Source organism: Neptuniibacter sp. QD29_5, assembly GCF_047778125.1.
Lineage (GTDB): Bacteria > Pseudomonadota > Gammaproteobacteria > Pseudomonadales > Balneatricaceae > Neptuniibacter.
Map to the genome: position 1 here is coordinate 2879118 of NZ_CP180556.1, position 22143 is coordinate 2901260.

A 22143-nucleotide genomic window follows, 5' to 3' on the forward strand; every position below is an offset into this window, starting at 1 on the left:
AATGCATATTATTTTTGTAGGAAGGCCATAAATGCCTTTTGCGCTTCTTCAGATAACAAGCGCTGATAAAACAACGCCCCTTCACTATCAATCACTTGGTGAACAGACTTTAAGGTTTCGGCTTTCATCAACTGTTTAGCTGCAATCACCGAATCAACAGGGCTATCAGCTAACTTTTTAGCACGATTTCGAGCTGTTTCTAGGAGCAGATCCGGTTCTGTGATTTGATTAACAATACCAAGTTGTTCAGCTTTTATAGCATCAAAACTTCGACCTTCAACCAGCAGTTCAAAAGCGAGTCGGTGACCTACTAGTTGCGGAAACAACAAAGTAGACGCTCCTTCAGGTATTAAGCCTAACTGCACAAACGGCATTTTACACCGCAGATTATCTGCAGACACAACGAGGTCACAATGCAAGAGCATGGTCGTGCCTATACCAACAGCATCGCCATGCACCGCTGCGATGATTGGCTTGGGAAAGCTTGCCAATGTATGCAAAAACACCAATACATCTTGCAGAATATTAGGGTTATGCGCTGCAGATACAAAATCGCTAATATCATTTCCAGCACAGAAAGACTGACCTTGCGCTCGAAATAACACGACGTGAACATTAGGGTCTTCCGCTGCTTGCTTTAGTAACGTCGTCATTTCGACATACATTGCCAATGTCAGCGCATTTTTCTTATCTGGTCGGTTTAGATTTATCTCGAAAACAGAACCCTGCTTTTCGGTTAAAACGGTAGCCACTATTTAGGCTCCTCTACTACATTAACGGTTGTCGCAGGCTGATAATGTTCTGGCAGGTATTCGCGAACCATCTCACTGCTTCGCCCCCATGAATGACAACTATCAAGCATAAACTCAGCACCTTGAGCGAGAACATCTTTATCGCTACTCGGCCAGATAGATTGGATCGCAGTCGTCGCCAGAACAGGTAAAAGTTCATTCATATGCGTACAACCCGCAACACCACCTACACGATCTTTAGCTATACGCAGCCAGCCAGGCCCAATACGTGTACCTTGAAGTTGCGCATAAGCTGCACCAACTTTTTTACAGATTTTAAACGGAGAATAATCTATACAGGCTTCTACCTGTTTAATCAGTAGACCTTTATCGAGGGTCAGGCGAATGCTCATATCATGAAATGCTTCACCAGCTGGAACATAACCACCGCGTTCAGGGTTATCCACATTTCGCGTTTTAACATCGGTCATACGGGCTTCAACATCCCATAAACCATCATCACGAAGATAACCATTACACATCACAGTTCGATTATGATGGGTTTCACGCCGAGTTGGTCGAGATAAAGGCATACTAATCAATTCCCTTTATTCGGCTTTAAGCTGCGTTGGCATTATCATCTGCAGAAGGTTTTAGCAGACGACGAAGCACCTTACCGACATTGGATTTTGGTAGGTCTTCAGCAAACTCGACTTGCTTTGGAACCTTGTAGCGAGTCAGTTTATCTTTACACCAATCCCTAACATCCTCACGGGATAGATCAGGATTATTGCTAACCACGAAGACTTTAACGATCTCGCCAGTCTTATCGTCTGGAATGCCGATAGCTGCACATTCCACGACATCGGGGTGCTGGGTAATGACATCTTCCACTTCGTTTGGATAGACATTAAAACCAGATACGATGATCATATCTTTAGCACGGTCGACGATGCGGAAATAGCCTTCCTCATCGATGGTCGCGATATCACCCGTGATAAAGTAACCATCATCGGTAAAGGAGGAAGCTGTCGCCTCTTCTCTTTGCCAATATCCGCGCATAACCTGCGGGCCTTTAACACAAAGTTCACCGGCTTCACCTTGAACCACATCCTGACCATCCGTACCAATAATACGAACATCCGTGTGAATCATAGGCAGCCCGATCGTGCCAGTACGGTTATCATCGGGTGGGTTGAAACATACCGCGGGAGAGGTTTCAGTCAGGCCATAGCCTTCAATTACGTCACAACCGGTTTTATCTTTCCAAAGCACCGCCGTAGATGGATTCAGCGCCATACCGCCTGAAGCCGTAAATTTCAGATTACTGAAATCGACCTGGGCAAAGTTCTCATCGTTACACAGCGCAACAAACAGCGTATTTAGACCAACAAAAGTACTCATGCGCCACTTCTGCATCTCTTTAATAAACCCTGGAATATCCCTTGGGTTTGGAATCAAGACGCTATGACCACCCATCAACGAGACCACCTGAGCAACAGTAAAGGCGTAGATATGATAAAGCGGCAGCGGTGAGATCACCGTTTCAGTCCAATCAACACCGGGAACGGTTAAACGCTCCTGCGCTTGTAACATGTTTGAGATCAGGTTGGCATGAGTCAAAATCGCGCCTTTAGAAACGCCCGTTGTGCCACCGGTATACTGCAAGACAGCAACATCAGAGGATTCAACTTTAACAGGACTCGGTTGCTGACCATCATATTTGTAGAATGCAGAGCGAAGCGGAATCGCTTGAGGCAGATTGTAATCTGGCTCCATCTTCTTCAAGTACTTAACCGCAGCATTCAGAAGATTACGCTTAATAAAATCGTGTAAATCCCCTACTTGGGTCACAAACAGGGTTTCAATCTGCGTCTTATCCAAAATCTTTTCAGCATTGTGGGCCATGCTTTTGTGGATAATCAGCGCTTTCGCACCGGAATCATTAAACTGGTGCTGCATCTCTTGCGGGGTATACAGCGGGTTGGTGTTCACGACCACCAGCCCCGCACGCAAAATACCAAATAATACAATCGGATATTGAACTAAGTTGGGTAGCTGAATCGCCACCCTATCACCCGGCTGCAAGTTTGTTTCTTGCTGAAGATACACAGCAAACGCCGCAGATAAACGATCTAATTCGTTGTAATCGATCGTGCGCCCAAAGCTGGTAAATGCTGGTTTAGGGCCAAAGTTCTTCTGCACATGCGCTAGAACATCTGGAACAGTTTTAAAACCGTAATGATTTATATCAGCCGGGATAGTATCGGCGGCAGGGAGTTGCTGCATCTAAGGTTCCTCATGTAATTATTTTTATAAGGGATCTATGTCGGTAATTTTAGGCTACGGGGAAAAGTACAGCCAATTTAGTCGCTAGCATAATGTCACCATCAGCCTGTACACGACCCGCCATGAACGCCTGCATACCATCAGTTTCACCCGACATGATCTCTTCGAGAGTAATAGAGTCCATTGTCAATGTCACGGTAGCGTCATCACTAACACCTTCCGCTACATCACAGCTTCCCTCTTTCACTGTCACAAACCAGGAGTCACCATCGCTAATGTCGTACTGAAAAATTGCATCTGTGTCAGCTGCAGCATCGGCATTAAAACGATTTTTCATTTCAGTAAAAACTGCATTCAAGTCGGACATTTCAGATACCTCTTTGTCATTTTTATTCTTTAACGCATAACGTTTTGCGTTGAGTTTTAAGAGGCCGCGTAAAAGCGTGCGGCCTACTGGATTATTAAGTGCTTTCTTCACGTCTATACCTCGACTAGAAAGCAAAGTGCTCTTGATCCATATCCATCAGGTTATCTGCACCTGACTGCATTGTTTCAACCAAACTACGAGTACGCGGCAAGATTCGCTGGAAATAGAAACGTGCTGTAGTCAGTTTAGCTTGGTAGAACGCAGCATCACCTTCACCTGCTGCCAACTTTTCTTGAGCCACTTTAGCCATACGCGCCCAGAAGTAACCTAATACAACATAGCCTGAGTACATGAGGTAATCGACAGATGCTGCACCCACCTCATCGCGGTTTTGCATCGCTTTCATACCGATCTTCATAGTGAGCTCACCCCACTCTTTATTCAGCTCAGTTAGCGGTTTGATGTACTGTTGTAGATCGCTGTTGTCAGATTCAGCCTGACAGAACTTATGTAGAATTTTGGTAAAGCCTTTTAGAGATTCACCTTGGGTCATCAATACTTTACGACCTAGCAAATCCAGAGCTTGGATCTGAGTGGTCCCCTCATACAGCATAGAGATACGGCTATCACGTACGTTTTGCTCCATGCCCCACTCTGCGATGAAGCCATGACCACCAAAGATTTGAAGGCCGTGGTTAGCGGATTCGAAACCCACTTCGGTCAGGAACGCTTTTGCAATCGGGGTTAGGAATGCTAGCAACGCATCCGCTTGTTTTTTCTCATCACCTTCTGCTCGCTCAACTTTATCCACCAGTTGAGCACAGTAGTAAATCATTGCGCGACCACCCTCAGCGAAAGCCTTTTGGGTCAGCAACATTTTACGAACTTCAGGGTGTACGATAATTGGATCGGCCGCTTTTTCTGGGTTAGCTGGACCATTTAGAGCACGCATCTGCAAACGATCTTTGGCGTACACTAGTGAGTTTTGGAAACCCCATTCTGCATGCGCCAAGCCCTGTAACGCTGTGCCTAGGCGCGCGGTGTTCATAAAGGTAAACATGCAGTTAAGACCTTTATTCTCTGGCCCAATTAGGTAACCCGTAGCCTCATCAAAGTTCATGACACAAGTAGCATTACCGTGAATACCCATCTTGTGCTCTAGAGAGCCACAGCTAACACCGTTATCTGAACCAATAGCTTCCGGCAGGTGCTTAGGAACGATAAATAGAGAGATACCTTTTGTACCTGCAGGCGCATCAGGCAGGCGCGCCAATACGATATGCACAATGTTGTCTGCCATATCGTGCTCACCGGCAGATATAAAGATTTTGGTACCGGAGATCTTATAGCTGCCATCACCTTGAGGTTCTGCTTTAGTACGCAGCATGCCTAAGTCAGTACCACAGTGAGGCTCGGTTAGACACATAGTGCCCGTCCATTCGCCGGAAACCAGTTTAGTTAGGTATGTTTGTTTCTGATCTTCTGTACCATGGGCATTTAGAGTATTCATTGCACCATGGCTTAGACCTGGATACATACTCCAAGACCAGTTAGCCGTACCGACCATTTCATTCACAATGATGCCGATAGATTCTGGTAGACCTTGCCCGCCGTATTCAGCCTCATGCGCTAGTGATGGCCAACCACCTTCAACAAACTGGTCGTAAGCTTCTTTAAAACCTTCAGGAGTTTTCACAGCACCATCATTCCACTGACAGCCCTGCTGATCACCAATCTGGTTTAACGGAGATAGAACACGCTCAGCAAACTTAGCACCTTCTTCCATGATCGCGGCTACCATATCAGGCGTAGCATCCTCGCAACCTGAAAGACTCTGGTAATGCTGCTCAGCGTTAAGCACTTCGTTTAACACGAAGTCCATATCACGGAGGGGAGCTTTGTATTCTGGCATGACGTTTTCCTCATTCTTATTATCGCTCCGCTTATGCGGATAAGTGGTGCCGAGCACCAATACAGTATGTATTTAAGAATGGTTCAAAGGTCGTAATCCGCCAATAACAAAACTTACCAGTTTTAGTGACAAAAAATGGCAGACAATATTAGACAGCGCTTTATTTACTGTAAAAAGGGGCTACTGCATGGCATTTAAGATCACTAATAATGACATATTTCGTCACCTTTATTTCGCATTGCAATATAGATACAAAAAAAGCCGGCTACTTGCCGGCTTTTTAGGTGGTACAGCGTTCAGTTTATGTAATTAAATAAACTCAAATCCTTAACCTGTGCAAAGCTTGCGTACGAAGCCTGCAAAGCAGTTTGCTGTAGCTGGAACCGGCTAATGGCTTCATTATAATCAAGATCTTCAAAGGAAGATAAAGCTTCAGTTGTGAAGAGCTCATAATCTTCATTAACCGACTGCTGCTGGTCCAAGGCATTAATTCGTCCACCAATACTGGTAGTAACCCCGATTAGTTTTTCCTGAATGCCATTCAAATTATCCAGCACAAAATCCATTGTCTCTGTAAATTCTTGTTTACCAGTGTTTGTTGTAAAGTCAGCATTATCCAATGCATCCTTCATATCTTTTGCAGTATCTAAAATATTATGCTGTGATTTAGATCCTAAAGTTGCAGTTCCATCAATTATTTTATCCAACGTAATATCCACCCCACCAATCTGTATAACTGGGTGTGTAGGGTTAGACGTTAAATCAAAGTTATTCAAAACCACTGATGGATTATCTGCGGTAATAGGCTGACCTGCAGCATTCAGAACAGTTAAGTTACCGCCTGAAAAAGTAAACGTCAGTCCGCCGTTATCTGCAATAAACTGATCAAACGCATCAGCATTGTCTTTGTTTAGAGCGACATCATCAATATGATTATTATCTTGGGTTATAACAGCATCAACATACCCAGAAACCTTTGGTACCGTCTCAAATATATCAAAACCAGAATCGGTCGAAGCAATTTTATTTTCTGGTCCTATCTGTATAAAACGCTGACCGTCATCTCCCGCATAAGAGTAACTATCTAGGGCAGCATTATATTCGTAAGGTTTTGTGAATCCTTTATGCCCAGAAAATAAAAATTCCCCCTGCACATCTTTCGTATTCATCAAACCTTCTAACTGCCCTAGCAACTCCCCAACTTCTGAGGAGATAGATAACCGATCCGTCTGGGAAAGCACCCCATTTTTACCTTGGATCGCTAACTCTTTAAGTCTTATAGAAATGTTATTTATTTGCTCCAGCGTATTCTCTTCTAACTCTAAACGACGACGCGATACTTCAATGTTGCTATTGTATTGCTCCGTCCTAGCTATTTCTTTTTTGAATTTCTGAATTTGAGCAGAAGCAAGCGGGTCATCAGAAGGCTGCTGAATGCGCTTCCCAGTCGATAATTGGTTTTGTGTCTTAAAAAGTTCACTATTAGTTTTATTGATATTATCAACATTACTAAGGAAGACTTGTTGAGTAGAAATTCTCATTTTCTATCTCCTATACACTTTGAAGCAGCGTATCAAAAATTGTCTGTGCTGCCCGAATCAACTGAGCAGAAGCCTGATAAGCTTGTTGAAACTGAACCAGCTTCGCTGCTTCTTCATCCAAATTAACACCTGAAATCCCTTCACGCGTAGCAATATTTGCATCTAAAACTGATTTACCAGCCTTAGCATTTACCTGTGCGACAGCAGCTTCTGAACCCACTCGTTCTACATTCAGGCCATACTGATCCTGATAAGAAGCACCATCAATCAATTTTTCTGCCTGCAGGTCAGACATTAAAAGAGAATTCCTATTATCTGAAACTCCACCTGTATTTAGAGTAATCTGAAACGTATCACCCACTTGAGGCCTGTTATTTATAACAACCTCATAGCCAGATAATGCTATAGGCGAATTAGGCTCATATTCACGGACAACACGATCACCATCGCCATCAGTTAGGACAACATAAGCAGCGTCTTTTGAGTCAGGAGAGTGCTGAATAATAAAGCTGTCACCATTCCCCGGTACTTCTGGAGGGTTATTAACATCAATCGCAAAACCAAATGTTTTAGTCATGTCCAAAGCGCCAGATTGGGCTCCGCCGTTAAACAAGACTGTCGATGGGTTTGCTGAATCTGTGACTACATAGGTACTTGAACCACCGTCATAAACAACCTGAACAGGGAAGGTAACAGCCCCCATTAAACGCTCATCGGTTACTCGTATGTTATTGATAGTTGCAGCACTATTAATATTAGAATTCTGCTCAGGAGCGATCGTCACCGTATCATTAACAGCAATATCTGTATCTACATGAATATCTAGGCCAAGGCTTGGCAATGAAAGGTTGCCATCAGCATTAGCCACCCCTGAATAAAGCGTGTTTCCTGCTGTATCAGCAACCTCATAAGTACCCGCAGGGACATTGGTATAAGTAACCGTTAGAGGATATTGCGCGGCACCAACCAATGCAGTATCGGTAACTCTTGCTTCAATAGAACCTGTTGCAGAAGGGTTACCCGTTTGCGCTGTAAAAACAGGAGTATGCTCTACTTTATTCACATCTGCAGGCTGTACCGTAAAGCTATTTAAACCTGCGCCATCAACAACCCCGGTAGCACTTATTTTCAGGCCAATCTGATCTGTCATATCAAAAACAACATCAGTACCTGATACTGAAGCAGTTACAACAAAAGGACCTCCTGACGCAGGAGTTACCTGATAATTCCCCCCCCCTAAAGAATCAAAAGTTAAGGGATAACCTACACTTCCAACTTCTTCAGCATCAGTTAGGGTGACTGCATCAGACGAAAAACTTAAACCTGTCGTTCCTACCGTCACATTTAAATCAGCAGGTAAAGATACAAACTGATCCCCAGTATTCGCAGCACCTTCAAGCTCAGGTAAAAAGGCAATCTGTAGAGGAGGCGTTAACCTATTATCATCAATTACCGTTGAGTCATACTCGATTGAAGATACACCAACTGCCGACGCAGCTCCGCCCACGGTTAAAGTTAAACCATAAGCTGCATCAAGATCTATCTCTGTCGCAGTAGGAGCGGGTACACCTGGCCCAAAAATCGAGGCTCCAGTACTGTCTTTAACTTCATAACTACCTGCACCAAAATGCTCAACACTTATAGGAAAAGATAAGTTATTAATTTTCGTATAGTCAGAAACTTGGAACGTTAAAGGCGTACCTGCAGGATCAACAACGGCCAATCCTGCAGTTACTGGAGGCGTTAATGTGTTTTCAACATTAGACAGCTCAGCATACTCAGGATCAGTAATAATAACTTCGACTTCACCTGTACCTTGATTAGACCCTGATTCAGTTACAGCCAATGGCGCTGCCAATGCGAGTTGACGCCCATTGGTGAGTACTGTATCAATTTCTGAAGCAGCATTTCGAGTTGGACGAATTAAAAACTGATCACCAGGAATAAATCCGGTATCAGTACGCATGCTTAAGCTAAATCCGTCAATCCGTAAATCCAATTCTCCAGACACAGGGTCATATGCATATTCTCCCTCTTCATCAACATCAGATACATCCGACTGTAAATTCAGAGTATTACTTTCCCAACGCATACCATCAGATTCACGAGTAATAGTGAATGTACCCGTATCATTAAAAATCAAACTATATTCTGAGGCTTGGAGTTTATCGGCTTCATTAATAATGACTGTCGAATTTACAGCTGAGCCATTATCCCTATAAGCTATTACTCTGTTCTGAGTAACCGCAGGCGCATTAATATCTGTAAACAAAAGATCACCAGCATTACCATCAAGGTCCATACCTTTTTGATGCTGCTCATTCATTGTTTCAGCAAATACTAAAGCAATCCGGCCCAACTCATCCAGCGACTGATTTAGTGTCGTATCCCTATAAGTTAAGGTCCCGCCAATAATTCCCCCTGACACTTGACGAGTAATATCTGCTTCATTATTCCCCATCTGTAACGAGATATTCAGCATACTGCTGTCCGCAGGGTTTAAAGTGGTCACTAGTTTATTAGCAGTTAGCCCTACTACTAAAGGCTCGCCGTTACCGACAAATACGCTGACCTCACCGGTAGACGGTTCACTGATCGTGGTAAAACCAATATATTCGGATAACTCCTCAAGCTTTGCATCGCGTTGATCCAATAGTTCATTGGAAACTTGCCCCGCAGCTGTAGCAATACGAATATCATCATTCAACTGCGCTATATTCTGAGCAATGGTATTTACTGCTGCAGAGGCACTTTCCAACCGGCCATTGATAGTTTCATTTTGGCGTCGAATATTTGAGTCAAGATCATTAAATCGTCGTACCAAGGCATCTGCTTGCGCAAGAAAGAGTTCGCGGTTTGGCAAGCTTACTGGATCATCAACAGCAGTCTGTAGCGCACCAAAATAATCATCCATCGCTTTAGATACACTTGTGACATCTGATGCCATAAGGTTATCTAACTCATTCGCATAGTCACGATAGATTTCAAAACTCTTGTAGGTAGAACTATCAGACCAAATCTGCTTATTCAGGAACTCATCAGCTATACGCTCTACATCATTTACCAACACCCCGGCTTGATCTTCACGAGAAAGGAACACAGGTCTTTGCCTGCTATACCCTTCCGTATTGACATTACTGATGTTCTGACCTGTTACTGTCAGAGCCGTTTGGTTAGCCTGTAGGCTCTGTGTGCCTAAAGATAGTAAACCGAAAGACATGAGAACTCCTTTTGAGATTTGGTCTGCTTCTGAAGATGGATAAAGGAGAGTTGTGTAATAGTTTATCGACTATTACTTAACCCTCTTTAGATCCATCACTTCGACTTGCGAGCAGAGCTCCCTCAAAAATATTTTTAATCTTGTCAGCGTAATTAGGATCAGTTGCATAACCTGCTTCCTGTAATTGCTGCACATATTTATATGGATCATCTGTACTTTCCAACGCCACTTTGTAACGCGGATTAGTTTTCAGAAAATCAACATAGTCTCGAAAGCTGTCTTCATAGCTGTCATAGCTTCTAAAGAAAGCCTTTTCCTTTTGTGCTAAGCCATCTCTGTATTCCAGAGTTGAAACTTGCGCACTTGCGCCATCCCAGCGTCGATCTGCCTTTATATTGAAAAGGTTATTTGCATTGCTACCGTCTGCAGATCGAACCATAAATTTTCCCCAACCCGTTTCTAGAGCAGACTGCGCTAGCAACACTCGAGGATCCACCCCTAACTCACCAGCCACTTTTTCAGCTAACGGCATTAGCTTCTCAACAAATTCTTCTGGAGATTCAAAACGATCAGGAAGGTTTTCATCTACTACTTTTTTAGCAGCAGCCATCTGTGATTCAAAAACTTCTTTAACCGTACTTTTCTGATCTTCTGTCAGCGTAATGCCCGGAGGGTTTTCTTGGCCTTCAGCCTTCGCTAAAAGCGCTGCAGCAGCAACCGATGCAGCATGATCAAAAGCTCGATTAAGCTCCCGGCTACTTGTATCTAGAGACTTAAGTTCAGGCTTTTCTTTATCCACCTGGCCACCAAGCTGCCTCACTAGCACATCAGTCAACCCAATACCTTGAGCACCTGACATCTCTAGAGCAATCTGATTGTCATACATGCTTTGAAACATTTTGGTTTGACTACTATTCATAAAGTTGTCTTCACCAAATGCGGCATTTGCTTCACGCATAGACTTCAGTAACATGCTGACAAAAAGTTGCTCAAACTGCTGAGCGGCCAAACGCAGGCCTTCATCACTATCGCCTTTAGCTTTAGCTTTTAATTTTTGAAGCTCAGCCAGATCTGAATAAAGCTGAGCATTATTGCCTGCGCCTGTTTTAATCATTAGATCACCACCAATTCAGCTTTTAAGGCACCCGCTTGTTTCAGCGCTTCCAAGATAGCCATCAAGTCACCTGGAGCTGCACCCACCTGATTTACCGCTTCAACGATATCTTGCAGGTTTGCACCTGGCGCAAACTCAAACATATGACCGGAACCTTCATCTACTTCGATTCCAGTACGAGGGGTTACAACCGTCTGGCCACCACCTAATGGATTTGGCTGATTCACATCAGCAGCCTCTGCGATTGCTACCGTTAAACCACCATGAGTAATCGCCACAGGAGAGACTTGAACATTTTGACCAATAATGATGGTACCGGTACGTGAATTAATCACGACTTTTGCGGAATCTTTCGCCGGTTCCACATTTAGATTCTCTAATACCGAAAGAAAAGAAACTCGTTGATTAGGGTCGCGGGGAGCTCTTACTCGGATTGAGGTTGCATCCATTGAGGCCGCCATTCCGGCTCCTAACAAATGGTTAATTTCCTCCGCAACTCTTCGTGATGTAGTGAAATCTGGACGATGAAGGTTTAACACCAAGCTATCCCCTTGAGTAAAACCACTTGGGACAGCTCTCTCTACCGTAGCACCATTCGGGATCCGACCAACGCTTGGTACATTCAAAGACAGACGAGAACCATCAGCCCCCTGAACACCAAAACCAGAGACAACCAAATTACCTTGAGCTACCGCATAAACCTGACCATCAGCTCCCTTCAACGGTGACATAAGTAAACTACCACCACGTAAGCTTTTCGCATCGCCAATGGCCGAAACAGTAATATCAATCTGCTGGCCTGGCTTAGAAAAAGCAGGAAGATCAGCATGAATTGCTACTGCTGCAATGTTCTTAGAAGCAGGATTCATCGTAGATGGAATCGCCACACCAAAGTTATTCAACATGTTTCGGAACGTATGCGAAGTAAAGGATGTTTTATCACCAGTCCCATCAAGACCAACAACCAAGCCATAACCAACTAATTGGTTAGAGCGAACACCAGAAATACTAACCATATCTTTTAGGCGGCTTGCTTCAGCGACAATGGTCACGAGCATGCAAGTTATGAGAATTAATGTTTTTTTCATCATCACTACCTTTAGAATGGCATCAATGCACTGATAAAGAATTTAGACACCCATCCCATTACATTAGTGTCATGAACTGCTCCGGTACCACTGTAAGCTATACGCGCGTCAGCAAGTTTAGTCGAGGCAACTGTATTATCTGAGCCTATATCCTGCGGTCTGACCATGCCGCTGATTCGGATATATTCATCACCCTGATTTAAGGTTAACCACTTTTCACCTTTAACCAACAAAACACCGTTTGGCAGAACATCATGCACTGTAACTGTAATATTACCTGTCAGGTTATTACTCATATCAGAAGAGCCTTCACCTTCGAATGCCGTTGTCGGACCAGTAATCGAAGCACTTAGTGGTTTGCCATTAAGCGATACCGCATCACCTAATATCGTCGGTTGTGTCAGCGTCAAACTGCTAGATTTGTCTAATTCTGTTGTCGCACTTTTTTGAGAACTGGTACTTTCTTGCAATGTGATTGTCAAAATATCACCGATTCTGTGGGCTCTACCATCACCATACAAGTTTATGCTTGTTGCAGAATTGTAGATTGAACCATTCACTGGTGCAGGCTGCGTTAATGCCTGAGGCACTACAGGTGCATACTCAGGGTTATTTGGTTTAACTTGTTTCTGCACACAACCTGTAAGTAACAATGTAATAGATACAAAAGCAGTGATAAGTTTTTTCATCGTTATAACCTCAATATCTCATTACAGCTGCTGGCTGACATAAGAAAGCATCTCGTCAGCTGTAGAGATAACTTTTGAATTCATTTCATATGCTCGCTGGGTAGTAATCATATCCACCAGCTCTTCTACTGAATTTACATTTGAGTTTTCCAACGACCCTTGAATAAGTACCGCTGTACCATTTTCCCCTGGATTACTGACTACAGGAGCACCACTAGATGCAGTTTCGATATAGAGGTTTTGGCCTTGTGACTGCAGCCCCTGAGGGTTAACAAAGTCTGCAAGCTGCATTTGCCCGATCTGGGTACCTTGTGGACTATCTGGAGTAGTAACTGTAACTATTCCATCAGTACCAATCGAAAAGCTAAGTACATCATTAGGCAACGTAAGCTCTGGCTCGAGCAAGTAGCCCTCTGGAGTAACTACTTGATTATCACTATTCAAGTGTAGCTGCCCATTACGCGTATAAGCGGTATCCCCATTAGGCAAAGTTACTTGCAGAAACCCGCGTCCATTGATCGCAACATCAAATGGCTCGCCAGTCACTTCCATATCACCCGCTGAAAAGAGCTTTTGTGTTCCTACAGTTCGAACACCTAAACCAATTTGCAAGCCTGACGGAAGCTGTGCTTCTTCTGCTGTTTGAGCGCCTGGTTGACGACGTACCTGATACATCAGATCTTCAAAAACTACGTTATCTTTTTTGAAACCAACAGTTGATACGTTGGCCAAGTTGTTGGAAATCACCTTCAGATTTGTATCCTGAGCGGTCATTCCTGTTTTAGCTACGCTTAGTGCACCGTGCATTAATTTATCCTCAGGTGATTATTAAGATATTTTCAAAATGGTTGCTGCAGTTTCTGAATTTTCTTCTGCAGTTTTCATCATTTTAATTTGCATTTCGAATTGGCGGGAAGTCGATATAATCCCGGTCAATTCACTGACAGCATTGACATTACTTGATTCAATATATCCTGAACGGATACGTACATTCGGGTCCGCCAATTCAGGCACACCACCATTTGTCATCAAGCCGTCAGGTCCTTTGAAGAGAGTCTGAGGATCAGGGTTTACAAGCTTAATTTGATCTGCCACTAGCAGTTCTGCCGCATCTTCACCTAATGGACGAACAGTGATTATTCCACTAGTAGACACTTCAATTTCTTCGAAGGGAGGCAATACAATAGGAATTCCGCCATTGCCCATTACCGGCAAGCCACTTCCTGTAACTAACTGGTTAGCGGCATTGATCTGCAGTGAACCGGCACGAGTATACCCCTCAGTGCCATCTGGACGAATAACAGAAAACCATCCGTCACCAGCCACAGCGATATCCAGCTTACGTCCCGTTTCAATCAACGTTCCACTTGTCATATCTGTAGCTGGACGTTCAGTTTGAGCATAAACCCGAGAGGCATGCCCTTCACCAAACACCTGCATAGCGCGGGCTTGAGCCAAATCTGCCTTAAAACCTGAGGTATTTGCATTTGCAAGGTTATTGGCATGAGCTTGCTGAGCCAGCATATTCTCTCTGGCGCCACTCATTGCTAAATATAGAACCTTATCCATCTTTCTCTTCTCGTTTGAGCGGCATTGCCGCATCTCGTTGAATTCGTATATGGATAGATAAAGCAAAGGGTATGCCAGAAACACAAAAAGACCACTTAAGCGGTCTTTTTTCGTTAAAAGGTGATTAATTCAGATTAAATCTGGAGAATATTCTGCGTCACAGTATTTAGCGTTTCCAACGTCTTGGAGTTAGCCTGGAAATTCCTCTGAGCCTCAATCAACGCTACAAGCTCTGCTGACAAATCAACATTTGATTGCTCAAGAGCAGCTGATTGCAACGTACCATTCAAGCCTGTACCAGGCGGGTTAACGATAGCATTACCTGAAGCGAATGTTGCAGACCATTCAGTATCCCCAGAAGGGGATAAGCCAGACTGGTTTTCAAAAGTCGCTATAGCAACAACACCAAGGTCTTGGTTTTGGCCATTGGAGAAGCTCGCGACCATTTCACCAGTTCCACTAAAAGTAACACCTATCAGATCGCCTTTAGTGTAACCATCTTGCTGCGAGGCTTTCACAATAGATGCCGATGCAAATTGGGTTGTATTAGAGATATCCAACGTAATTTCCGTAGTAGCATCTGCTGGGTCGGCCCCAACAATAGTGATACCCGGCACTACAGCACCTACCGAGAATTGCTGACCATTAATTCCAGACAACAAACCATTCGCTGGATTAAACTTAATGAGTATTGGTCCAGGCTCAGTACCTGTGCCCGCCTCACCCGGATCTAGCGCCTTACCAATATCAAGTGTTTCATTTCCGTTCAGGTAGGCATACATCCGATAGACGCCCTGAAAAGAGTTATCACCGTCTTTAATGGTAGGTGCACCAATCACCGTAGTACCACTAGTAGCAGTAAAAGCAATCGCCTCACTCGCATTTATGTCACCGGCTTCAGCTTTATAGGTAATTACAACCTGCTTATTGACGTTATCATAAATAACCGATTCAACATCAGGGTTTGCATCCTTAATCCTTGCTTCAGCTGCAGTTATCGTATTACCAACTATATCGTCCGTAGAACCAGACGGGATAGTAGGTAAATTTACCCCCCCAATTTCCAATACGAGATCATCAGTCGTACTACCCGTTATAGGGAATGTATAGGTTTCATTAGCAGTAATTTCTGCGACTTCAGTTACTACAAGCGACCCATCACCATCATTATCAACAAACTGGATGAGATCCGGTTCTGGATACTCTGCCTTAAATCTTATAGTTATATCATCAGGGCCATTAACAATAATACTTTGAATACGGGCATCACCATTAATTGGATCCGTCATCGTGTCAAAGAAAGCACCAGCAGCCGCTATATTAGGATCTGCATTTGTTGAGGACGAAGAATCTAAAGTATAGGGATAACCCGGACCAGGTGGGACCGCAGCCACATCCAAATCAGCCAATGCTGTTAAATCTGCCGCTGTAATCGGAACACCTGAAATCTCATCATCTAGTTCAATACCCGTAACCTGCTGTTGAGCCTGGTAAGGGCGAGCCTCTGCCAAATTGAACTTAATAGTATGTTCATTACCTAAACTATCGTATGTCCGAATAGTTGTACTATAAGTAAATGAACCAGGTTCATCTTTATCGTAATCTGGCAACAAAGTTGCGGCATCTTCCCTTGAATCAATATTGAAAGATAGATCAATATCTTCTGTAGCTTTTGGCGGGCTTTCTTTCTGGGTAACTGCCAGATTATCAATAGGTAATCGGTTACCTTCAGAATCGAGACCATAGCCCTGCAGAAAAGCCCCCGTTTTAGATACCACAAAACCATTTTTATCTAGCTCAAATGAACCCGCTCGGGTATAGGTGGTACTGCCTTGACCATCATCGAGCTGAAAGAAGCCGGAACCATTGATAGCCAAATCAAGATTATTGTTTGTAAACTGGATCGTGCCCGCTTTAAAGTCTTGTGCAATATCCGTTACCGTTACACCAGCACCGGCAACATTTGACGAACCAGCACCAACAACCGCCGTCGCATAAATATCACCAAATTCAGTTCGAGATGATTTGAAACCGACAGTACTCGCGTTCGCAATATTGTTGCCCGTTACATCGAGATCTGTAGTAGCCGCTTTCAAGCCGTTAACGGCTGTATTAAAACCTGACATAGTCTTATCCTCACACGCCTATCTGTTTCACATCGCTGATATCAAATGTGCCAGCTGTTGTGTTCACTTTCATACCGATACCATTTTCACCCAGAGTCACACTGTTAACTCTATAAGCCATACTGGTATCAACCGCTTGATATTCATTATCCTCTAGGCGCTCGATCACGAACGTATAGTCTCCCGGCGGATGCTCCGGATTACCGTCTTCGTCGAACCGCATCTGCCAAGCAAACTCATGCTCGCCTTGCTGAACCGCACCAAGCTGCATATTGTCAACTAAAGTTCCGCTTGAGTTATAAACCTTAATTCTTACGTCTGAGGCACTAGTTTCTAGATTAAAAGCACCTTTCGCGAATGGGTTCATGGCAGTCCCTACCTCAGAGGTATCACCAGGAATAAACACTGACTGACCCACCATAGAGGATGCTTGTAATGCAGCCTGACTCGAAAGCATCGACTGAGACATTTCATTCACTGAAGTATTAAGTTGGTTAATACTCTCTACCTGTGACATAGTCGCTATCTGCTGCATAAAGTCAGTTGTATCAGCAGGACTAGATGGGTCTTGATTCTGCAACTGAGCAATCATCAAACGCATGAACATATCACTATCTTCTTCCGTCTGACTCTTCTGAGTACTGTTAGCCTGATTAGATCTGTTTATCTGATCGAAAACGTTCTGATTTACGCCATTAACGTTACTCATGGCCAAAAACCTCGTTTCTTAAATTATTGCTGCCCAAGTCTGATCGTCTGCTGAAGCATCTGCTTGGCAGTATTCATAATCTCGGTATTAATCTGGAAAGATCGAGATGCTGAAATCATATCCGCCATCTCTTCTACAACATTTACATTCGGGTAATACACAAACCCTTCTTCATCAGCCATTGGATGCGCTGGATTGTATTCTTGGCGTAATTCAGCCTCACTTTCCACAATCCCAAGCACCTGTACCCCTTGACCTGCAGCGATTCCAAACTCATTGTCAGGTTCCGCTAAAGGATCAACTTGCTGTACAGCAAAAACTGGCTTTCGAGCTCTATAAGTCTCATCAACACTCGAGCTCACACTTTCCGCATTAGCCATGTTACTGGCAGTCGTATTTAAGCGGATTGTCTGAGCATTCATAGCCGAACCAGCGATTCCAAATACATTACTCAATGACATGATTATTCACCCTTAATCGCTGATTTAAGACCAGTAAACTTCTTATTTAGGAAATGAAATGACGTCTGGTAATCCATAGCATTCTCTGTGTAACGTGCCATTTCTTGCTGAACCTCAACAGTGTTACCATCAACCGAAGCTTGGTTAGGAATACGGAACATCATATCTGCCGCCAAATCAGGCTCTAGCAACTCAGTGTTATGCCCTGAAGAAGTTGCAACCTGCTTTACATTCATTTTAGTCGACACATGCTCTAAAGCTTCAGCAAATTCGATGTCTCTGGCTTTAAAGTTAGGTGTATCAGCATTAGCAATATTATTAGCTAAAACCTCTGCACGACGTGCACGGTGCATAAGTGCGTCATCGTGGATTCCCAAAGCTGCGTCAAAACTAATTGCCATTTCATTGCCTCTTTTAATAATACCCACAAGAAAGCAACTAACATGCCAAATAATTAAAATCCATTAAATTCAACAAGTTATACAGATATCAGTAATATCAAGAACCACTCCCCTTATGAAAACGGCAATCTAAAACCGCTACATTGCCGCTTGCGGCAACAGCTCTGAACTTGAAGGACAACAAAGAGGCAACAAAAAAGCCGCTTACCTTTGGTAAGCGGCTTTTGCATTAATACACAAACTAGCGAGCTATATGGCTTGGTAAATAATACCTGGCCGGCAATGAATCATTTTGTATTTATCAGATAATCCAGAAAGGAATTCTGAGGCACCAAGGATTAAATACCCCCCTGGCTTTAACACCCCATGCATCTTTGACAAAATTTCAGTTTTCTTCTCACTGGAGAAATAAATCAATACATTTCGACAGAAAATAACATCAAATTTACCCATCGATGTATATTGACCAAGTAGATTAATACTCTGAAATCTCACCTTAGATTTTATTTCCGGTTTTACCGCCCAACTACCGTTAGACGTTTCTCGGAAGTGCTGTGTTAATCGCTCTTGAGAGAGGCCGCGACCTATCGCCAACATTTCATATTCACCTCTACGCGCCTGCTCTAGCACTTGAGTCGATATATCTGTAGCAATGATCTCTTCTGAAACCAACTTACCAGGTGTTTTTTTCTTAAATTCATCCAGCGTCATACTGATTGAATAGGGTTCTTGACCTGTAGAGCAGGCGGCCGACCAAATTCTAATTTTATTAGAACCAACACCCTGCCCTAGCATTTCGGGCACAATACGATCACGTAAAATGTCGAATGGATGAACGTCCCTAAACCATAAAGTTTCATTGGTAGTCATCGCATCGATGACCTGCTCACGCAAACGTTTTGATGTAGGGCTTTGCAGTTTAGTAATCAGTTCTTTTAAACCAGGACAGTTGTTTTCCTGGACAATTTTCCCCAAACGGCTTTGTACAAGGTATTGCTTATGCTTCGCAAGCAATATCCCACTACTATCCTCAAGGAAGCGACTGAACAACTCGAAGTCAGCATCCGTAATAGTAAAGTTTGATCTACCGGAAATACTCATAGAAAGAGTAATACCCCTAACCTATGACTGATTATTTTTCTACTTGCTGGATGCGCTGCACTACAGCTGTCGCTAGGTCATCCGGATTAAACTTAGCGAGGAAACCATCAGCCCCTACTTTTTTAACCATAGACACGTTGAAGCCACCCGATAAGGATGTATGTAGCACTACATGCATAGCACTCATACGCTCGTCTTCACGAATCATAGAAGTCAGCGTGTACCCATCCATTTCTGGCATTTCAATATCCGAAATAACCATCAAAAAGTGCTCTGTAACATCAGTTCCACGGTCAGCCATATCACGTAACAAGTCCCACGCCATACGGCCGTTGTTGCACGACGTCACCTTGATACCCAAATTCTCCAAACTTCTTTGCATCTGATTACGGGCTACAGAAGAATCATCGACAATCAGAATTTGATGCTCACGAGCTTTTTCACGAACCTTGTCATCAGCTACATCTTTACTGACTTCTGTTGGCATTGGATATAGGTCTGCTAGGATCTGCTCCACATCCAAAATTTCGATGAGTTTACCTTCATATTCGAAAATGGCTGTCAGATAATTCTCCACACCGATTTCTGTTGGAGGGGCCATTATCTGATCCCACTGAGTATTTAAAATCCGATCGACTTTGCGAACTAAGAATGCAAGCGTTCGACGGTTATACTCAGCAACAATCAAGAAACAGTCTTGCCTTTGCTCATGAGGAACGGTTTGGCGTCCAACAGCTTCAGACAGATCCAGTACAGGAATTGTCTCGCCGCGAATATGCGCCATACCTTTAATAGCGGAAGTCTGACGAGGCACCTCAGTAAGATCGGGGCACTGTAAAACTTCACGCACTTTAAAAACATTGATGCCGTATTGTTGATCTGTTTCCAAACCAAACAATAACAACTCTAGCCTGTTCTGCCCTACCATTTGGGTACGCAGGTTTACACTATCTAGGATACCTGACATGATCTAATAATCCCGTAGAGATTAAATCTATTCTGTTTGTACGCCGTTACATAAACATAATGTTAGTTACAACAACGTGAATAAGCATAATTTAACACGACTTTTCTTCCTAACCACTGTTCTTTTGGCCTCATTCGGCGCTTTAGCAGCCGATCAAACCGAAAAATTAGAGCAGGAGGCGCTACTTTTTCTGCAAGAACATTACAAAAAAGCTAAGCCGGATGCGCGAACTGAGATCAAACTTAACCCGATTAGCCGAAAAATCAAACTAAAAAACTGCCTACAACCCCTAGAATTTCAATCACCTAAAGGAAACGGAAGCAGAATCACCTTTCGAGCACGCTGTCCATCTCCAATGTGGCAACTTTTTGTTACAGCACAAATTAAACTCTATGGTACAGCTGTAATCAGCAGTACCAGCCTTCCAAGAAATACTCGTTTGAGTTCCCAGCATATCCAAAGAACTCAAGTCGATATCACCAACATTCGTTCAGCATATTTTCTTCGCACTGAAGAAATTATAGGCTGGACTACGAAAAGAAGTATTGCAGCAGGCACAATTTTTACTGCTTCAATGCTAAAACCCCCTTTAGCCGTGTCACGCGGAAACTCTGTTATTATCGAAGCTAAACGTAGCGGCGTTTCAATCAGAGCAGCTGGGACAGCTTTAGAGGATGGAAGTATTGGCCAGCAGATAAAGGTTAAAAATGATCGTTCAGGCAACATTGTTAAAGCGGTAGTTATTGAAGCAGGGCTGGTTCGAACCCCATAAAACACTGTCAATCCAACATGGTTTCATCTGCTTACAACTGCTATACTCGAATTCATTAAAGAAAAAAATATTTTTCTAAAGTTTCCAAATTAGCCGCCGATAAGCTGGTTCAGATACAAGTTTGAGGACGGAAAAATGATTAACGACATCACGGGCCTGTCATCGTCGCAGACGAATAGCACTCGTGCACGAGCAGGCGAAGGTAGTGCCACCAAAACTGGTAGCAATGATGCCCCTGCGCAGTCTCCGTCCAGTAAAGGTGATACAGTTAAACTCAGCAATGCAGCTCAGACACTGCAGAATGTTGAAAAACAACTGGCCAATGCACCTGATGTGGACAGCGAGCGTGTCGAGCGACTAAAACAAGAAATTGAAAGTGGCAGCTATCAAATCAATGCTGAACGCGTAGCAGAGAAGATGCTAAGCTTTGACAACCTATTGTAAATTTCGCTATGACCGAACAACAATATACAAAACTAGATACCCTGCTTAAGCAGGGTATTTTGCTTTTAGAATCACTTAGTACGGTTTACGACAGAGAGCTCGAAGCACTCAGTAGCAAGGACCTTGAACAATTAAGTGATATCACCCAAGAAAAAATGGGTGTGATTAACAAGTTCCATAACTTCACTCTTGAACGTGTAGCCTTATTAAAATCTTTTGGTATTGACATAGATTCCGAAGATTACTCCGCTCAGGAAGACAACACTCCTGCCGCACAGCAAACTAATGCATTTTATGCTGAAATCAAACGCCACCTTAAAGAGCTACAGCATAAAAATAAGCGCAATGAACAAGCTATCTATCGTAATCAGCAAAACGTCAACCAATTACTCGCTATAGTTCGCGGCCATAAGAAACAAGACCAACTTTATGGCAAGGCTGGAGCTTCAAAACTGTACAAAGCACAAAGTAGCTTAGGCAAGGCTTAAACCGCTTTAACCCTTCTATATCGAGTGACTCGATTGTAAAATCCACCTACAAGCACGAAAATTCAACAAGCATGTCCCAGTAGCTCAGCTGGATAGAGCGGTCCCCTCCTAAGGGACAGGCCAGGGGTTCGAATCCTCTCTGGGACGCCATTTT

21 protein-coding genes and 1 tRNA gene are annotated in these 22143 nt (G+C 43.5%); 4 read left to right on the forward strand and 18 right to left on the reverse strand.

Going from position 1 to position 22143, the window contains the following annotated elements:
* Positions 1 to 8 precede the first annotated feature (8 nt).
* From ACMXYR_RS13680 to ACMXYR_RS13765, 18 genes are all read right to left on the reverse strand, one after another.
* Positions 9 to 752 carry an enoyl-CoA hydratase-related protein gene (locus tag ACMXYR_RS13680; RefSeq protein WP_415882390.1) on the reverse strand — a complete coding sequence of 248 codons (744 nt, stop codon included), beginning with the start codon at positions 750 to 752 and terminating at the stop codon, positions 9 to 11.
* On the reverse strand, positions 752 to 1324 hold the full coding sequence (locus ACMXYR_RS13685; RefSeq protein WP_415902016.1) for a DUF2889 domain-containing protein: 573 nt from the start codon (positions 1322 to 1324) through the stop codon (positions 752 to 754). Before ACMXYR_RS13685 ends, ACMXYR_RS13680 begins: the two co-directional genes overlap by 1 nt.
* 25 nt (positions 1325 to 1349) lie before the next feature.
* Positions 1350 to 3020 carry an AMP-binding protein gene (locus tag ACMXYR_RS13690; RefSeq protein ID WP_415902017.1) on the reverse strand — a complete coding sequence of 557 codons (1671 nt, stop codon included), beginning with the start codon at positions 3018 to 3020 and terminating at the stop codon, positions 1350 to 1352.
* Between the two features lie 49 nt (positions 3021 to 3069).
* Positions 3070 to 3498 carry an SCP2 sterol-binding domain-containing protein gene (locus tag ACMXYR_RS13695; protein ID WP_415882393.1) on the reverse strand — a complete coding sequence of 143 codons (429 nt, stop codon included), beginning with the start codon at positions 3496 to 3498 and terminating at the stop codon, positions 3070 to 3072.
* A gap of 13 nt (positions 3499 to 3511) precedes the next feature.
* Positions 3512 to 5299, reverse strand: coding sequence for an acyl-CoA dehydrogenase C-terminal domain-containing protein (locus ACMXYR_RS13700; protein WP_415902018.1), 1788 nt, complete (start codon positions 5297 to 5299; stop codon positions 3512 to 3514).
* A 296-nt stretch (positions 5300 to 5595) separates the two neighbouring features.
* Positions 5596 to 6840, reverse strand: coding sequence for a flagellar hook-associated protein FlgL (gene flgL, locus ACMXYR_RS13705; protein WP_415902019.1), 1245 nt, complete (start codon positions 6838 to 6840; stop codon positions 5596 to 5598).
* A 10-nt stretch (positions 6841 to 6850) separates the two neighbouring features.
* Positions 6851 to 10060: a flagellar hook-associated protein FlgK gene (flgK, locus tag ACMXYR_RS13710; protein WP_415902020.1), complete on the reverse strand. Its 3210-nt coding sequence runs from the start codon at positions 10058 to 10060 to the stop codon at positions 6851 to 6853.
* Positions 10061 to 10136: 76 nt separating this feature from the next.
* Entirely contained in the window at positions 10137 to 11174 is a 1038-nt protein-coding gene (flgJ, locus tag ACMXYR_RS13715; RefSeq protein ID WP_415902021.1) for a flagellar assembly peptidoglycan hydrolase FlgJ, read from the reverse strand.
* Positions 11174 to 12262, reverse strand: coding sequence for a flagellar basal body P-ring protein FlgI (locus ACMXYR_RS13720; protein WP_415902022.1), 1089 nt, complete (start codon positions 12260 to 12262; stop codon positions 11174 to 11176). The genes flgJ and ACMXYR_RS13720 overlap by 1 nt, the downstream gene beginning before the upstream one ends.
* 11 nt (positions 12263 to 12273) lie before the next feature.
* On the reverse strand, positions 12274 to 12951 hold the full coding sequence (flgH, locus tag ACMXYR_RS13725) for a flagellar basal body L-ring protein FlgH (RefSeq protein WP_415885781.1): 678 nt from the start codon (positions 12949 to 12951) through the stop codon (positions 12274 to 12276).
* Positions 12952 to 12972: 21 nt separating this feature from the next.
* Positions 12973 to 13758 (reverse strand): flagellar basal-body rod protein FlgG, encoded by a 786-nt coding sequence (flgG, locus tag ACMXYR_RS13730; RefSeq protein ID WP_415902023.1) that lies wholly within the window; start codon positions 13756 to 13758, stop codon positions 12973 to 12975.
* A 21-nt stretch (positions 13759 to 13779) separates the two neighbouring features.
* Positions 13780 to 14520 (reverse strand): flagellar basal-body rod protein FlgF, encoded by a 741-nt coding sequence (gene flgF / locus ACMXYR_RS13735; protein WP_415902024.1) that lies wholly within the window; start codon positions 14518 to 14520, stop codon positions 13780 to 13782.
* Positions 14521 to 14654: 134 nt separating this feature from the next.
* Positions 14655 to 16646 carry a flagellar hook protein FlgE gene (locus tag ACMXYR_RS13740; RefSeq protein WP_415902025.1) on the reverse strand — a complete coding sequence of 664 codons (1992 nt, stop codon included), beginning with the start codon at positions 16644 to 16646 and terminating at the stop codon, positions 14655 to 14657.
* Positions 16647 to 16656: 10 nt separating this feature from the next.
* A complete protein-coding gene (locus ACMXYR_RS13745; RefSeq protein WP_415902026.1) occupies positions 16657 to 17355 on the reverse strand; it encodes a flagellar hook assembly protein FlgD in 699 nt (232 codons plus the stop codon).
* A gap of 23 nt (positions 17356 to 17378) precedes the next feature.
* A complete protein-coding gene (gene flgC / locus ACMXYR_RS13750) occupies positions 17379 to 17816 on the reverse strand; it encodes a flagellar basal body rod protein FlgC (protein ID WP_415902027.1) in 438 nt (145 codons plus the stop codon).
* Between the two features lie 2 nt (positions 17817 to 17818).
* The gene (gene flgB / locus ACMXYR_RS13755; protein WP_415888108.1) at positions 17819 to 18217 is read right to left on the reverse strand and encodes a flagellar basal body rod protein FlgB; all 399 of its coding nucleotides are present in this window, start codon (positions 18215 to 18217) and stop codon (positions 17819 to 17821) included.
* 249 nt (positions 18218 to 18466) lie between these two features.
* Positions 18467 to 19318 carry a CheR family methyltransferase gene (locus ACMXYR_RS13760; RefSeq protein WP_415902028.1) on the reverse strand — a complete coding sequence of 284 codons (852 nt, stop codon included), beginning with the start codon at positions 19316 to 19318 and terminating at the stop codon, positions 18467 to 18469.
* Between the two features lie 31 nt (positions 19319 to 19349).
* The gene (locus ACMXYR_RS13765; protein WP_415885792.1) at positions 19350 to 20285 is read right to left on the reverse strand and encodes a chemotaxis protein CheV; all 936 of its coding nucleotides are present in this window, start codon (positions 20283 to 20285) and stop codon (positions 19350 to 19352) included.
* A gap of 76 nt (positions 20286 to 20361) precedes the next feature.
* On the opposite strand from ACMXYR_RS13765, the gene flgA reads away from it, so the two are divergent.
* The 4 genes from flgA (at position 20362) to ACMXYR_RS13785 (ending at position 22139) form a co-directional block, all read left to right on the forward strand.
* Positions 20362 to 21057, forward strand: a complete 696-nt coding sequence (flgA, locus tag ACMXYR_RS13770) for a flagellar basal body P-ring formation chaperone FlgA (RefSeq protein ID WP_415902029.1) — start codon at positions 20362 to 20364, stop codon at positions 21055 to 21057.
* Between the two features lie 135 nt (positions 21058 to 21192).
* Positions 21193 to 21501 carry a flagellar biosynthesis anti-sigma factor FlgM gene (flgM, locus tag ACMXYR_RS13775; RefSeq protein WP_415902030.1) on the forward strand — a complete coding sequence of 103 codons (309 nt, stop codon included), beginning with the start codon at positions 21193 to 21195 and terminating at the stop codon, positions 21499 to 21501.
* 8 nt (positions 21502 to 21509) lie between these two features.
* Positions 21510 to 21989, forward strand: a complete 480-nt coding sequence (locus ACMXYR_RS13780; RefSeq protein ID WP_415902031.1) for a flagella synthesis protein FlgN — start codon at positions 21510 to 21512, stop codon at positions 21987 to 21989.
* 73 nt (positions 21990 to 22062) lie between these two features.
* A tRNA-Arg gene (locus ACMXYR_RS13785) sits at positions 22063 to 22139 on the forward strand.
* The last annotated feature ends 4 nt before the right edge of the window (positions 22140 to 22143 follow it).

Excerpts from the sequence above, each read along its gene's own strand:
- ACMXYR_RS13720 (WP_415902022.1), bottom strand. The coding sequence starts at position 12,262 with ATGAAAAAAACATTAATTCTCATAACTTGCATGCTCGTGACCATTGTC.
- ACMXYR_RS13700 (WP_415902018.1), bottom strand. The coding sequence starts at position 5,299 with ATGCCAGAATACAAAGCTCCCCTCCGTGATATGGACTTCGTGTTAAAC.
- flgJ (WP_415902021.1), bottom strand. The coding sequence starts at position 11,174 with ATGATTAAAACAGGCGCAGGCAATAATGCTCAGCTTTATTCAGATCTG.
- ACMXYR_RS13760 (WP_415902028.1), bottom strand. The coding sequence starts at position 19,318 with ATGAGTATTTCCGGTAGATCAAACTTTACTATTACGGATGCTGACTTC.
- ACMXYR_RS13745 (WP_415902026.1), bottom strand. The coding sequence starts at position 17,355 with ATGAGTAACGTTAATGGCGTAAATCAGAACGTTTTCGATCAGATAAAC.
- ACMXYR_RS13765 (WP_415885792.1), bottom strand. The coding sequence starts at position 20,285 with ATGTCAGGTATCCTAGATAGTGTAAACCTGCGTACCCAAATGGTAGGG.
- flgH (WP_415885781.1), bottom strand. The coding sequence starts at position 12,951 with ATGAAAAAACTTATCACTGCTTTTGTATCTATTACATTGTTACTTACA.
- flgL (WP_415902019.1), bottom strand. The coding sequence starts at position 6,840 with ATGAGAATTTCTACTCAACAAGTCTTCCTTAGTAATGTTGATAATATC.
- flgF (WP_415902024.1), bottom strand. The coding sequence starts at position 14,520 with ATGGATAAGGTTCTATATTTAGCAATGAGTGGCGCCAGAGAGAATATG.
- flgB (WP_415888108.1), bottom strand. The coding sequence starts at position 18,217 with ATGGCAATTAGTTTTGACGCAGCTTTGGGAATCCACGATGACGCACTT.
- ACMXYR_RS13740 (WP_415902025.1), bottom strand. The coding sequence starts at position 16,646 with ATGTCAGGTTTTAATACAGCCGTTAACGGCTTGAAAGCGGCTACTACA.
- flgK (WP_415902020.1), bottom strand. The coding sequence starts at position 10,060 with ATGTCTTTCGGTTTACTATCTTTAGGCACACAGAGCCTACAGGCTAAC.
- ACMXYR_RS13780 (WP_415902031.1), top strand. The coding sequence starts at position 21,510 with ATGACCGAACAACAATATACAAAACTAGATACCCTGCTTAAGCAGGGT.
- flgG (WP_415902023.1), bottom strand. The coding sequence starts at position 13,758 with ATGCACGGTGCACTAAGCGTAGCTAAAACAGGAATGACCGCTCAGGAT.
- flgM (WP_415902030.1), top strand. The coding sequence starts at position 21,193 with ATGATTAACGACATCACGGGCCTGTCATCGTCGCAGACGAATAGCACT.
- flgC (WP_415902027.1), bottom strand. The coding sequence starts at position 17,816 with ATGTCATTGAGTAATGTATTTGGAATCGCTGGTTCGGCTATGAATGCT.
- ACMXYR_RS13690 (WP_415902017.1), bottom strand. The coding sequence starts at position 3,020 with ATGCAGCAACTCCCTGCCGCCGATACTATCCCGGCTGATATAAATCAT.
- ACMXYR_RS13685 (WP_415902016.1), bottom strand. The coding sequence starts at position 1,324 with ATGCCTTTATCTCGACCAACTCGGCGTGAAACCCATCATAATCGAACT.